This is a genomic window from Pantoea sp. X-Soil-YNGN-785 (genome assembly GCF_059730585.1).
This window is the reverse complement of sequence record NZ_AP035942.1, coordinates 793,814-806,571: the sequence shown is the minus strand read 5'-3', so window position 1 is coordinate 806,571 and position 12,758 is coordinate 793,814. Positions and strand designations below refer to the sequence as shown.

At 58.9% G+C, this 12,758-nt stretch carries 10 protein-coding genes; 4 read left to right on the top strand and 6 right to left on the bottom strand.

The features are described from left to right. The first annotated feature begins 83 nt into the window (after window positions 1–83). From mtnN to AC6I8E_RS03535, 3 genes are all read left to right on the top strand, one after another. Window positions 84–782, top strand: a complete 699-nt coding sequence (gene mtnN / locus AC6I8E_RS03545) for a 5'-methylthioadenosine/S-adenosylhomocysteine nucleosidase (protein WP_013356830.1) — start codon at window positions 84–86, stop codon at window positions 780–782. Next, the gene (gene btuF, locus AC6I8E_RS03540) at window positions 775–1,569 is read left to right on the top strand and encodes a vitamin B12 ABC transporter substrate-binding protein BtuF (RefSeq protein ID WP_497824436.1); all 795 of its coding nucleotides are present in this window, start codon (window positions 775–777) and stop codon (window positions 1,567–1,569) included. Before mtnN ends, btuF begins: the two co-directional genes overlap by 8 nt. Before the next feature lie 123 nt (window positions 1,570–1,692). After that, window positions 1,693–1,944 carry a hypothetical protein gene (locus tag AC6I8E_RS03535; protein ID WP_147789413.1) on the top strand — a complete coding sequence of 84 codons (252 nt, stop codon included), beginning with the start codon at window positions 1,693–1,695 and terminating at the stop codon, window positions 1,942–1,944. Window positions 1,945–1,974: 30 nt separating this feature from the next. Here AC6I8E_RS03535 and erpA read toward each other — a convergent pair whose 3' ends face one another. Then, a complete protein-coding gene (gene erpA, locus AC6I8E_RS03530) occupies window positions 1,975–2,322 on the bottom strand; it encodes an iron-sulfur cluster insertion protein ErpA (RefSeq protein WP_008925625.1) in 348 nt (115 codons plus the stop codon). Window positions 2,323–2,526: 204 nt separating this feature from the next. Between erpA and hemL the strand changes: the two genes are divergently transcribed. Beyond that, window positions 2,527–3,807 (top strand): glutamate-1-semialdehyde 2,1-aminomutase, encoded by a 1,281-nt coding sequence (hemL, locus tag AC6I8E_RS03525; protein WP_312217108.1) that lies wholly within the window; start codon window positions 2,527–2,529, stop codon window positions 3,805–3,807. Between the two features lie 277 nt (window positions 3,808–4,084). On the opposite strand, the gene fhuB is transcribed toward hemL, so the two are convergent. The 5 genes from fhuB to mrcB form a co-directional block, all read right to left on the bottom strand. Next, entirely contained in the window at window positions 4,085–6,064 is a 1,980-nt protein-coding gene (fhuB, locus tag AC6I8E_RS03520) for a Fe(3+)-hydroxamate ABC transporter permease FhuB (protein ID WP_497824435.1), read from the bottom strand. Beyond that, the gene (gene fhuD, locus AC6I8E_RS03515) at window positions 6,064–6,942 is read right to left on the bottom strand and encodes a Fe(3+)-hydroxamate ABC transporter substrate-binding protein FhuD (protein WP_346436219.1); all 879 of its coding nucleotides are present in this window, start codon (window positions 6,940–6,942) and stop codon (window positions 6,064–6,066) included. The genes fhuB and fhuD overlap by 1 nt, the downstream gene beginning before the upstream one ends. 10 nt (window positions 6,943–6,952) lie before the next feature. Further along, the gene (fhuC, locus tag AC6I8E_RS03510) at window positions 6,953–7,747 is read right to left on the bottom strand and encodes a Fe3+-hydroxamate ABC transporter ATP-binding protein FhuC (protein WP_312217111.1); all 795 of its coding nucleotides are present in this window, start codon (window positions 7,745–7,747) and stop codon (window positions 6,953–6,955) included. 39 nt (window positions 7,748–7,786) lie between these two features. Then, entirely contained in the window at window positions 7,787–9,991 is a 2,205-nt protein-coding gene (gene fhuA, locus AC6I8E_RS03505; RefSeq protein ID WP_497824434.1) for a ferrichrome porin FhuA, read from the bottom strand. Window positions 9,992–10,192: 201 nt separating this feature from the next. Next, a complete protein-coding gene (mrcB, locus tag AC6I8E_RS03500; RefSeq protein WP_095706176.1) occupies window positions 10,193–12,727 on the bottom strand; it encodes a bifunctional glycosyl transferase/transpeptidase in 2,535 nt (844 codons plus the stop codon). Window positions 12,728–12,758: the final 31 nt, after the last annotated feature.

Below are 12,758 nucleotides of genomic sequence, written 5' to 3'. Positions count from 1 at the left end.
CTGACTTTTTCGTGAATTAATCCCCTGGATGCCATGGTAGACTATGCCCTAAATTTTGATTCTTTACATTAGCGGAACTCACTATGAAAGCAGGCATTATTGGCGCGATGGAGCAGGAAGTCACACTGCTGCGCGACAAAATTGAAAACCGTCAAACGCTGTCGCTGGCGGGTTGTGAAATCTATACCGGCACCCTGCAGGGCGTTGAGGTGGCACTGCTGAAATCGGGCATTGGTAAAACCTCTGCGGCGCTGGGCACCACGCTGCTGCTGCAGCTATGCAAACCCGATGTGGTGATCAACACCGGTTCGGCGGGCGGTTTAGCGCCGTCGCTCAGCGTCGGCGATATCGTGGTGTCAGACGAAGTGCGTTATCACGATGCTGATGTCACCGCTTTTGGTTATGAGCCGGGTCAGATGGCGGGTTGTCCGGCCGCGTTTGTGGCCGACAGCAAGCTTATCGCAGCGGCAGAAGCCTGCATTAAGCAGCTGGATCTGAATGCCGTACGCGGTCTGGTGGTAAGCGGCGATGCCTTTATCAATGGTGCCGAACCGCTGGCGCGCATTCGCAACCTGTTCCCGCAGGCGATTGCCGTTGAGATGGAAGCGACTGCCATCGGTCACGTCTGTCATCAGTTCCAGGTACCGTTTGTGGTGGTCCGTGCGATTTCCGACGTGGCCGATAAGGAATCTCACCTCAGCTTTGATGAATTCTTAAGCGTAGCGGCGAAGCAATCTTCGCTGTTGGTGGAGAACCTGCTGGCGCATCTGGCGCGTGGCTAAAACGCTGCTTTTCTGCTGGCTGCTGCTGTTAAGCGGCAGCCTGCTTGCCTCACCGCCCCGTGTTATCACCCTCGCTCCCCACCTTACCGAACTCGCCTTTGCTGCCGGGATTACGCCGATTGCGGTCAGTGCATGGTCTGACTATCCGCCGCAGGCAAAACAGCTTGAGCAGGTTGCCAACTGGCAGGGCATCAAAGCCGAACGCATTCTGCAGCTCAAACCGGATCTGGTCTTAGCCTGGCGTGGCGGTAATCCGCAGCGGCAGATCGATCAGTTGCAACAGCTCGGCGTACCGGTTAAATGGATTGATCCGCAGACGCTGGATGAGATGTTCACGGCGCTGGCCGATCTGGGCCGCTGGAGTCCCAGCCCGGAACAGGCAAGCAGAGCTGCCCAGACGTTACGGCAGCAGGAAGCCGCACTGCGTCAGCGCTATGCTCACCTGACTGCGGTTCCGCTTTTTTTGCAGTTTGGACAGCAGCCGCTGTTTACCGCCGCCAGAGCCACGCTGCAGAATGAGATTATTACCTTATGTGGTGGCAGGAATATCTTTGCCGACAGCCGCGTCAGATGGCCACAGGTCAGCCGCGAGCAGGTACTGATGCGCCATCCTCAGGCCGTTGTAACAGCGGGCAGTGCCCAGCAGGCGGAGAACATCCGTGACTTCTGGCGGCCACAGCTCACTGTGCCGGTGATTGCCATCAACGAGGACTGGCTGAGCCGGCCAGGCCCACGACTGCTGCTGGCGGCGCAGCAACTCTGTGTGGCCCTGCATCCCGCTGAATAAATCGGCGAAATGATTAAAGTTGCTGCACTTTTTGCCGTTAATCAATACCAGAGACGAGCCGGCCACGTATGCTTGCCGTCCTTTTAGCGTCACAGCGCTTTTTTAAAACACCAGGAACCATCTATGACCAGAGCACTGCTGCTGGCCATAGGGCTATCGCTCGCCGGATCTGCATTTGCGGGATCGATTAATGGCTCTATAGGCGCCAGGCTTGTCATCTATTCACGCTGTGAAATCAACATGGCTAACGGTCAGCCCGCGCCGCAGGTGAACTGCGGCAGACAGGCAAGCGCGCAGCCACGCGTAACCCATAGTCAGATTCAGTCGCAGGGAAGTGTGAAACAGAGTAACCGGCTGGTCACAATAGAGTGGTAAACGAGGCCGTCGCGATGACGGCCTTCGTTATCAGATACTGAAGGAAGAGCCACAGCCACAGGTGGTTTTGGCATTCGGATTGGTCACGATAAAGCGTGAGCCTTCCAGACCTTCGGTGTAATCCACCGAACCGCCCACCAGATATTGCAGGCTCATCGGGTCAACCACCAGCGAGACGCCCTGCTTTTCGATCGTCATGTCGCCATCATTCAGCTGATCATCAAAGGTGAAGCCGTACTGGAAACCACTGCAACCGCCACCGGTGATGTAGACGCGAAGTTTCAGCGCCGGGTTCTCTTCGTCGGCAATCAGGTTCTTCACCTTGGTGGCTGCGGCGTCGGTAAACTGCAACGGCAGTGCTACTACTTCATCACTCATGTTTTACTCCGGTAAACGCCCAGGTCAGAAAACGACCTTAATAACGCTATTATCAGCCAGCACCTCAGCGCAATCAAGCTCTGCCCTTCGCACTCTGTGCCGCTTTCACCTCCGTTAAGGGCGCGGCGAGTGAATCCGCCTTTCGTCTGCTGCCCCTCTTCCGTAGAATGGTGCAATATTTTTTATGAACCGCTGGAGCCGAAAATGAGTAAGTCCGAACAACTGTTTGCCGAGGCACAACGCCTGATCCCGGGCGGGGTAAACTCGCCAGTACGCGCATTTACCGGTGTGGGCGGCGTTCCGCTGTTTATTGAACATGCCGATGGCGCGTATCTCTATGACGCCGATGGCAAAGCCTATATCGACTATGTCGGCTCATGGGGCCCGATGGTGCTGGGTCATAACAATGCGGCGATCCGCAATGCCGTGATCGAAGCGGCCCAGCGCGGCCTGAGCTTTGGCGCACCGACCGAAATGGAAGTGACCATGGCGCAGCTGGTGTGTGAGCTGGTGCCTTCCATGGAGATGGTGCGGATGGTCAACTCCGGCACCGAAGCGACCATGAGCGCGATTCGCCTGGCACGTGGCTTTACCGGCCGCGATAAAATTATCAAGTTTGAAGGCTGCTATCACGGTCACGCCGATCATCTGCTGGTGAAAGCCGGTTCTGGTGCCCTGACGCTGGGTCAGCCAAACTCGCCGGGCGTACCGGCTGATTTCGCTAAACACACCCTGACCTGCACCTTTAACGACCTCGACTCAGTGCGCAGCGCCTTCGAGCAATATCCTGATGCCATCGCAGCCATCATCGTTGAGCCGGTTGCCGGCAACATGAACTGCATTCTGCCGCAGCCAGAATTCCTGCCAGGCCTGCGCGCGCTCTGTGATAAGTTCGGCGCACTGCTGATTATTGATGAAGTGATGACCGGTTTCCGCGTGGCGCTGGGCGGCGCACAGGCTCACTACAATGTGCGTCCTGACCTGACCTGCCTTGGAAAAATTATCGGTGGCGGGATGCCGGTTGGCGCATTCGGTGGACGTCGCGACGTGATGGCCGCGCTGGCCCCGACCGGCCCGGTCTATCAGGCGGGGACGCTCTCCGGTAACCCGATCGCGATGGCCGCCGGTTTTGCCTGCCTGACGCAGATCGCGCAGCCTGGTACGCACGAAAAGCTGAATGCCCTGACCCGCCAGCTGGCTGAGGGTCTGCGCGAGGCAGCACAACAGCAAAATATCCCGCTGGTGATCAACCATGTTGGCGGGATGTTTGGCCTGTTCTTCACCGAGGCTGACAGCGTGACCTGTTATGCCGATGTGACCCGCTGCGATGTAGAGCGCTTTAAAACTTTCTTCCATCTGATGCTGGAGGAAGGCGTTTACTTTGCGCCATCAGCTTATGAAGCGGGCTTTATGTCGCTGGCGCACAGCGAAGAGGATATTCAGCGCACGGTTGACGCCGCGCGTCGTTGTTTCGCGAAGCTGTAATTTCGGCAGCGTTAAAGACAAAGACCGGCAGCAGCCGGTCTTTTGTTATTGATGAGGTTTGCCCCGCTCTGTTGTGGGAGGGTGCATGCACAGGAAACAGGGTCAGATCGGAAAGGCGCGAAAGCCGTCATCCATGACTCGCTCGGCCCGCGCCGTCCATGGCGCGGGACGCTTTCCTCCTCTGCCCCCATTCCCTGCGCATTGAGCTTCTTCGTTGTTGTCAGATTCACCCTACTTTGGATCTGGCCGCGGTCTGAAACCAGCCTGCTTTTTCCTCTTAACCTGAACGCCGTAGCAGCCAGATAAAGTACGGCGCACCTAAAAACGTCGCCATCAGTCCGGCAGGGATTTGATCCGGAAACGCCAGCATCCGCCCGCACCAGTCAGCCAGCATCATCAATCCGCCTCCCAGCAATCCCGATAGCAACAGCTGTGGCAAAGCCCGCCGGAATCCCAGCATGCGCGCCATATGCGGTGCCATGAGTCCGACAAAACTCAGCGGACCGATAGTCAGCGTCGCGCTGGCGGTCAGTGCTGCCGCCAGCAGCAGCAGACTCAGCCGTGCAGGCGTCAATGCCATACCCGCCGAGCGCGCGGTCGCACTTCCCAGCGGCAGCAGCGTCAGCCAGCGGCTCGCCAGCGGAGCCAGCGACACCAGCACCAGCGCGCAGATTGCGCTCTGAACTGCCTGACTGCCGCTGATGTTATAGGTCGAGCCGGAGATCCAGCTCAGCAACCCGCCCATGCGCGGATCGCCGCTGGCCAGCAGCAGCATCAGCAGGGTGACAAAGGCGCTGTTAAGCGCCATACCCGCCAGCAGCATCCGCTCCGGCGAGAAGCCGCCACGGCTGGCTACCGCCATAATCACCAGCAGCGTCAGCGCGGCACCCACCGCACCGGCGGGCAGCAGCCAGGCCATCGCATCGCCTGGCACAAAGAACATCATGACCACTACGCCGCAGGCGGCCCCGGAACTGATGCCCAGTACTTCCGGGCTGGCCATGGGATTGCCGGTCAGCCGCTGAATCAGACTCCCCGCCACGCCCAGCATCAGACCGGTTACCAGCGCCGCCAGCACGCGCGGTGCGCGCCACGGCAGCAGTGATTGCAGCATCTCGCCTGTGGACCCGCTCCAGCCCTGCGCATCACGCCCAAACGCGAGCGCCCCCCACCCCAGTAGCGCCAGAACAGCGAGACCGATCAGCGCCCAGCGCAGCAGGTTCTGTCGCTCGGCGGGCACATTGTCACCCTGATTCAGCGCGGGCGGCACTGAACCGGTGCGCAGTCGCGGCAGCAGCCACAGCAGAATCGGTACGCCAAGCAGGGCCGTGGCCGTGCCGGTCGGGATATCGCGCCAGTGCGTGCTGAGCCATAATACGCAGCTGTCTGCCAGCCACAGCAGCAGCGCGCCAGTCAGCGGTGCCAGCAACATCCGGGTGAGGAGCCGTCGTCCACCCAGCAGCTTCGCCAGCAGCGGTGCAAACAGCCCGATAAAGCCGATGATACCGGCGATATTGACCAACTGCGCACTGAGCAGAATCGCCAGTCCAAGGCCGCCCATCCGCGCCACAGAGAGCGCCAGACCCAGGTTTTTCGCGACACCATCATCCAGTCCCATCAGCGTCAGCGGACGCAGCAGCGCCAGCGCCAGCAAAAACGCCAGCAGCAGGCGCGGCCAGAGCTGCTGCACGTTTTCCCAGCTCATCTGATTCAGCGCGCCGGTGCTCCACAGAAACATGTTCTGCAGCTGATCGTGATTGAAGATAGCGAAGATTTGATTTACCGCGCCGCTGTACAGGCTCAGTACCAGCCCGGCCAGAATCAGCGTCACTGGCGACAGACGTTTGCCCCAGGCCACACCAAACACCAGCGCGCCCACCAGCAGCGCACCGCTAAGCGCAGCAAACTGCTGTGTCAGCGCCCCGCCCGGCAGATGCCACAGCGTCGCGACGGTAATGCCCAGCTGCGCGCCGGAAGAGACGCCCAGCGTGGTCGGCTCCGCCAGCGGGTTGCGTAAGATCTGCTGAAACAGCAGACCGGCTAACCCCAGTCCGGCCCCCACCAGTAGCGCCAGCGCCGTGCGCGGCAGCAGGCTGTAGTGAAACACCATCTGCGGCAGGCTATTGACGGCCGGTGACCAGAATGCCTGCCACCATTCAGCCTGTGGCAAGGCGTGGTGCAGATTAATCAGTGTCAGGCTGAGTGAGAGCAGAAACAGCAGGCTGAGAAGGCCTGCGGGAAACAGAGCATGGCGCATCAGTGCGTCTCCAGCGCGCGTTCCAGCACGCGAACAAAGTGCAGCGCCGAGAGCGTTGCACCGTAATACCAGACCGCCGGGACGCGCTGAAAGCGTCCGGTGCGGACAAACGGCATGGCCTGCCACAGCGGACTGCGCATCAGCTGCTGCATCTCCACGTCGTTGTCGTGATCGAAACAGATGACATCCACCTCCCCGGCCTGCGCCAGCTGTTCGATGCCGATCACTGCGCTGCCCCAGAAATTGGTTTCACCCTGCCAGCCATTTTTCAGGCCCAGCAGGGTCATCACTTCCAGGAACAGGCTGTTTTTACCGAAGGTAATGGCGTGACGACTGTCGAGCAGCGACATCAGCAGAAGCGTGCGTCCGGCATAGGGTGCCAGCCGCTCACGCGCCGCTGCCAGCTGATCATCGACCTCACGCAGATGCTGCTCCGCCCGCTCGCTTAATCCCAGGCGCGCCGCCAGCTGACGCAGTGATGCGCGCGCGGCGGTGAAGGGTTTTCCGTCGCCGCTGTGAAGGTCGAAGCCCATGATGGGTGCGATGCGCGTCAGTTTCTCTTTGGGCGGGCCATAGCCATTGGAGCAGAGGATCAGCGACGGCTGCATTTGCGCCATCAGCTCAAGATTGGGTTCAGTGCGCAGGCCGACATCGATCACGACCGCAGGCAGCTTCGGCTCACCTACCCAGATGTTGTAGTTGTGCAGATCGGCCACGCCAAAGGGAGTAACGCCCAGCGCGATCAGCAGTTCGGTGGGTAACCACTCCAGTGCAATAATCCGACCCGGATTCGGCGTGGCAGCACGCAGAGGAAGCGCACAAAACAGCGGCGAGGCCGCCAGTGCCAGCAACAGTCGGCGGCGATAAAGATCGGGCATCATCCTTTCCTTAACAGACAAAACTAACCGGCGCGCCGCCCTGCGGGTGCGGTAAAATGCCCATTGGAATGCCATAAATTGCACCCAGTACCTCAGGCTGCATAATCGCTCCGGCGTCACCTTCGGCAATCATCGCGCCCTGACGCAGCGCCACCAGATGATCGCAGTAGCGTGCCGCCATATTGATATCGTGCAGCACCGCAATCACTGTCAGGCCGCGCTGCTGGCTCAGATCTTTGATCAGCGCCAGTACCTCAACCTGATGGGCAATATCCAGCGCCGAGGTCGGTTCATCCAGCAGCAGACAGCGGCTGTTCTGCGCCACCATCATCGCCAGCCAGGCGCGCTGACGCTCACCGCCTGACAGACTGTCCACCAGCCGACCGGCAAAGGGCTTTAGCCCGACCTGCGTAATGGCATCCTCCACCCTATCGCGATCCTCCTGACCAAAGCGCCCCAGCGCCCCGTGCCAGGGATAGCGGCCAATCGCCACCAGCTCACGCACCGTCATCCCTTCGGCTGCCGGTAATTGCTGCGGCAGATAGGCCACCTCGCGGGCAAAGGCTTTACTGTTCCATCGCCCGACCGGCTGCTGATTCAGCAAAACCTCTCCGCTGCTGGCCGCATGATGACGACCCAGCATTTTCAGCAGCGTCGATTTGCCCGAGCCGTTGTGACCAATCAGCGCGGTCATTTTACCCGGTGGAAAAGTCAGCGACAGGGGCTGGAGGAGAGTGCGGCCAAGCACCTCGAAACTGGCATTCTCCAGCCTGAAGGTTGCCTCTTCTGCGTGCGGATGCGGCATGATTATCCCTGTGAACGGGCGCCGGAGCGCCCGGTTAAATCAGAATCTGAAGGTCGCGGTGCCGACAATCTGGCGTTCCGCACCCCAGTAGCAGGCGTATTCACGATAGCAACTGGCGACATACTCGCGGTTGAACAGATTGTTAACGTTGACGCCTACCGTCGAACCTGGCAGACCGAAACGACCCAGATCATACTTCAGCGCCGCATCCACCGTGGTGTAACCGGCTACCTTAAAGTTCTGGTTCTGCTCCGTGCCGGTGCTGTAAAGCCCCTGGCTTTCGCCGACATAACGCACACCTGCGCCCACTGTCACACCCGATAAGGCGGTTTCGTGGAAGGTGTAGTCGCTCCAGAGTGAAGCCATATGCTTCGGCACCTGCACCGGTGTTTTGCCTTTAAGCTGGGTGTCTTCGGTGTATTCCGCATCGGTGTAGGTGTAGGATGCCGTCAGGTTAACGTTGGCATTCAGCGCCGCTTTGGCTTCCAGCTCTACGCCGCGCGACCGGATTTCACCGCTCTGGACGCTGGCAAACGGATGATTAGCCGTATCCGGATCGGCAGTCAGGTTTTTGGTTTTGGTCAGCTGATAAAGCGCTGCGGTAAGCACCACCGGACGATCTTTCGGTACATATTTCACGCCCGCTTCATACTGCTTAGCGCGTGACGGATCAAATGCCTGCCCCTCATAGGTTGAACCCGCATTAGGAATAAAGGCTTCGCTGTAGCTGAAATAAGGCGCGATGCCGTTATCAAACACATAGTTCAGACCACCACGCCAGGTAAAGGCCTGATCGTTCTGGCGATCAACACTGTCTGCCACCCGATCGTAAACGGAGTTCATGGCGTAGTCGTAGCGGCCACCCAGCGTCAGCACCCAGCGGTTCCATTCCATCTGATCCTGCGCATAGAGGCCGGTCTGACGCTGCTTGTTGAGATGCTGATAAGGGCCATATGGCGTCACGCTATCATCGCCATATTGCGGGTTAACCGCATTCAGGCTGGAGGCCGAGCCAAACTGTGCGTCGATATCATTACGCGTACGCTGGAAGTCCACGCCTAACAGCAGCGTATGATCGACCTGGCCGGTAGCAAACTTCGCCTGTGCCTGAGTATCCACGGCAAACTGATTCAGCTTCTCGCTGGAGACCGCTGAACCACGGGTAATCTCCTGGGTTGCTGTATTGAAACCATTGCCATAGATACTGCGGTAATCGGTGCGCAGGTCGGCGTAACGCAGGTTCTGGCGCAGCGTCCAGGTGTCGTTGAGGCTGTGCTCGGCGTTATAGCCCACCATTTTGGTGGTGCGCGAAATCTTATTGCTCTGCTCACCTTCGTCGAAGTCGGTCGGCAGTTTGTACTGGCTGCCATCGGCACGAGTGATCGGCACCACGGTGCCCTGACGCGGCAGCCAGCCGTAATAGCCGGTTTCTGGCTCGTTCTGGAAATAGGTCAGCAGATCAATGCGGGTGCGATCGTCGGGACGCCAGCTGAATGACGGGGCAATGGTGTAGCGCTTCTCTTTGTTCATCGACTGCTGCGCATCCTGACTGCGCGCCTGACCGGTCAGGCGATAGCTGTAGACGCCGTTATCATCCAGCGCACCCCCAAAGTCAAAGCCGGTCGAGAAGAGATTGTCATTGCCCATCTGGAACTGCACTTCGCGCAGGGTTTCCTGGGTGGGACGCTTGCTCACCAGTGAGACGACACCGCCCGGATTGCTTTTACCATAGAGCACAGAGACCGGACCGCGCAGCAGTTCAGCGCGCTCCAGGAAGTAGGGATCGATGGCAAACTCAGAGTAGTTATCTCCCTGCAGTTTCAGGCCATCCAGATACTGGTTGGTATTGGTTTCGCTGAAGCCGCGAATCGAAAGCGCATCAATCACATCTGAGCTGCCACGGTTACCGGTCAGCACGCCAGGCGTATAGTTAAACGCCCCTTTCACGCTGGTCACGTTGCGCATTTCCATCTCTTCGCGGGTAACCACGGAGACAGACTGCGGGTTTTTTTCAATCGGGGTATCGGTTTTGGTGCCGGTGGCGCTGTGTTTTGCTGCCACCGTCGGTGCCGGCCCCCAGGCGCTTTCCGCCTCGACGCCGCTGCCGCCATCCGCCGAGACCACCATGGTCTCTGGCTGCGCGGCGTAAAGCGAGGAGCTCAGGCTCAGTGAGATCATGACGCCCAGAAGCGGCCGGGAAAATGTTTTTTTGGTGTTGTCTGCAAAAGTCGTTCGCGCATTCATAAAAAGGTGTCTCTTAAAATAGGCTCAGGCGAGCGAATCGAAACGATAATGATTATTATAACGGATTAGATAATATGCGAACTGCCGCGGACACTGCAAGCAGAAATCCCAGTAGTGACGCCGTTTGCAGGGCCATTTACCCGTATTGATCACAAACAAAAAAAGGGCGCCGAAGCGCCCTTTTTAACCTGTCTGACTGATTTATTTGCCAAACATATCTTTTATCCACCCTGCTACGCCGTCGCTGTCTTTCTGCTCCTGCGGTTGCTGGGCCGGTTGCTGTTGCGGCTGTTGTTGCTGCTGTTGCTGGTCAAACAGCTGTTGCTGCTGCTGAACCTGCTGCTGCTGTTGCTGACACAGCGCATTCGGATCCAGCGCCCACACCGGCAGAGAACGCCAGGTGCTGCTGCCCGTGCCACAGACAAAGTTACCGGCCGAATCGACATTCATCATCGACACATCTTCCGGCGGCGTCAGTTGCAATGGCATCGGTGCCTGATTGTCGAGGTAGCGACGGTAGAGCTGCATCGCACCACTGGCACCATAGAGTTTGGTCGGCTGGTTGTTATCACGGCCCACCCAGGTGATCGCCACTTCTTTACCATCAATACCGGCAAACCAGCTGTCGATCAGATCGTTAGTGGTACCGGTTTTTCCGGCCAGATGGGCATTCGGGAAACGCGCGCCCAGCGCACGGGCAGTACCGTGGTCAGCGACCTGCTGCATGGTGTAAAGCGTCAGATAAGCCGCCTGCGCCGGTTCCACACGCTGCGCCTGCGGATAGCTCTGATAGAGCACGCTGCCATCTTCTGCAATCACTGAACGCACCGCAGACAGTGACGCGCGGTTACCGCCGCTGGCGATCGACTGGAACGCCTGCGCCACTTCAACCGGCGTCAGGTTCAGGGCACCCAGCAGCATCGCCGGCACCGGATGCAGCTGCTCTTTCGGCACGCCCAGCTTGTTCCAGGTATCGACTACCGCATCCAGCCCCAGCGTCATACCGAGGTTAACCGTCGGCACGTTCATGGAGTTGGTCAGCGCATCCACCAGCATCACTTTGCCGCTGAAGCGACGATCGTCGTTCATCGGTTTCCAGATGGTGCCATTTGGCTGCTTCAGCGCAATCGGCTCATCGGCGATCCAGCTGTTCAGGCGGTAGCTGTTTGGCTGGCTCAGCGCGGTGAGGTAGGTCGCCGGTTTTGCCAGTGAACCGATAGAGCGACGCGCCTGCAGCGCACGGTTGTAACCGGCGTACTGTGGATCGGCCCCGCCGACCATGGCACGGACTTCGCCGCTGAAGCGGTCAACCACCACCATCGCGGTTTCCAGATCTTTCAGGCCGCGCTGTTTTTTCAGCGTCGGAATGCCATCAACCACCGCTTTTTCAGCTGCATCCTGCGACACCGGGTCCAGCGTGGTGAAGATTTTCACGCCGGAGAGATCTTTAATCTTGTCGCCCAGTTTCGCCTGAAGCTCGTTACGCACCATCTGCATAAAGGCAGGCTGCGGCGTGATCACGCCCCCTTTTGGCTGCACGCCCAGCGGACGCGCCGACAGCATGTCATACAGCTCCTGGTCGATCACTTTCTGCTGCTGCAACAGGCGCAGCACCAGGTTGCGGCGTTCCAGCGCCAGTTTCGGGTTGCGCCACGGGTTATAGAGCGATGCCCCTTTCACCATGCCAACCAGCATCGCCTGCTGATCCAGACTCAGTTCATCTACCGGACGGCCAAAGTAGTAGAGGCTCGCCAGCGGGAAACCGCGGATCTGATCGCTGCCCGCCTGACCGAGATAGACCTCGTTCAGGTAGAGCTCCAGGATGCGATCTTTGCTGTAGCGCGCATCCATGATCACCGCCATATAGGCTTCACGCGCTTTACGCCACAGCGAACGCTCATTGGTCAGGAACAGGTTCTTCACCAGCTGCTGCGTCAGCGTACTGCCGCCCTGCACCGCTTTTCCTGCCGTGATGTTCGCCAGGAAAGCGCGACCAATGGAGTACGGGCTGATACCATCATGCTCATAGAAATGGCGATCTTCAGTGGCGATCAGCGTATCGACCAGCAGATCCGGGAAACCGGTGCGCGGCACGAAGAGTCGCTGTTCACCATTCGGCGACTGCAGCATGGTGATCAGGCGCGGATCGAGGCGGAAAAAGCCAAAATCACGGCCGGTCTCGAGGTTTTTAATCTCGCTCAGCTCATCTTTCGTGAAGCTCATACGCGCGTGGATCTGCCCCTCTTTACTGTCGGGGAAATCAAACGGGCGACGCAGCAGATCAATGGTGTTGCCCTTCACCGAAAACTCGCCGGGGCGGGTGATACGGGAGACTTCGCGATACTGAGTCCCTTCCAGCAGCGCCACCATTTCACTTTTGTTGTAGGCCATGCCCGGTTCCAGGCTGACCATGCGGCCATAGACGGTGGCGGGCAGTTGCCACACCTTACCGTCAATACGACTGCGAATTTCCGAGTCGAGGTAGATGCCCCACGCGGCCATAACCACCACAAACACCAGGAACAGTTTAATTATCCATCCCAGCCAACGGCGTTTGCCGCGCGGCGGTTTTCCACCTTTACCTTTACGTGGCACCGGCGCTTCCTCCTCGTCATCATTAAAATCGTCCTGATCGATATCCTGTTCGATATCCCTGCGTCGTCCCCGGCCCGCACTGCTGCGCGGCGGCAACGGTTTACCTTTGCGCCCTATTGGTTCGCGATCGTTCCCAGACATTACTTTTCTTCTCCAGGCAGTGCTTACGGCA

Coding starts and splice junctions, on each gene's coding strand:
- erpA (WP_008925625.1), bottom strand. CDS start 2,322: ATGAGTGATGAAGTAGTAGCACTGCCGTTGCAGTTTACCGACGCCGCA.
- mrcB (WP_095706176.1), bottom strand. CDS start 12,727: ATGTCTGGGAACGATCGCGAACCAATAGGGCGCAAAGGTAAACCGTTG.
- fhuD (WP_346436219.1), bottom strand. CDS start 6,942: ATGCCCGATCTTTATCGCCGCCGACTGTTGCTGGCACTGGCGGCCTCG.
- fhuC (WP_312217111.1), bottom strand. CDS start 7,747: ATGCCGCATCCGCACGCAGAAGAGGCAACCTTCAGGCTGGAGAATGCC.
- hemL (WP_312217108.1), top strand. CDS start 2,527: ATGAGTAAGTCCGAACAACTGTTTGCCGAGGCACAACGCCTGATCCCG.
- fhuB (WP_497824435.1), bottom strand. CDS start 6,064: ATGCGCCATGCTCTGTTTCCCGCAGGCCTTCTCAGCCTGCTGTTTCTG.
- mtnN (WP_013356830.1), top strand. CDS start 84: ATGAAAGCAGGCATTATTGGCGCGATGGAGCAGGAAGTCACACTGCTG.
- AC6I8E_RS03535 (WP_147789413.1), top strand. CDS start 1,693: ATGACCAGAGCACTGCTGCTGGCCATAGGGCTATCGCTCGCCGGATCT.
- fhuA (WP_497824434.1), bottom strand. CDS start 9,991: ATGAATGCGCGAACGACTTTTGCAGACAACACCAAAAAAACATTTTCC.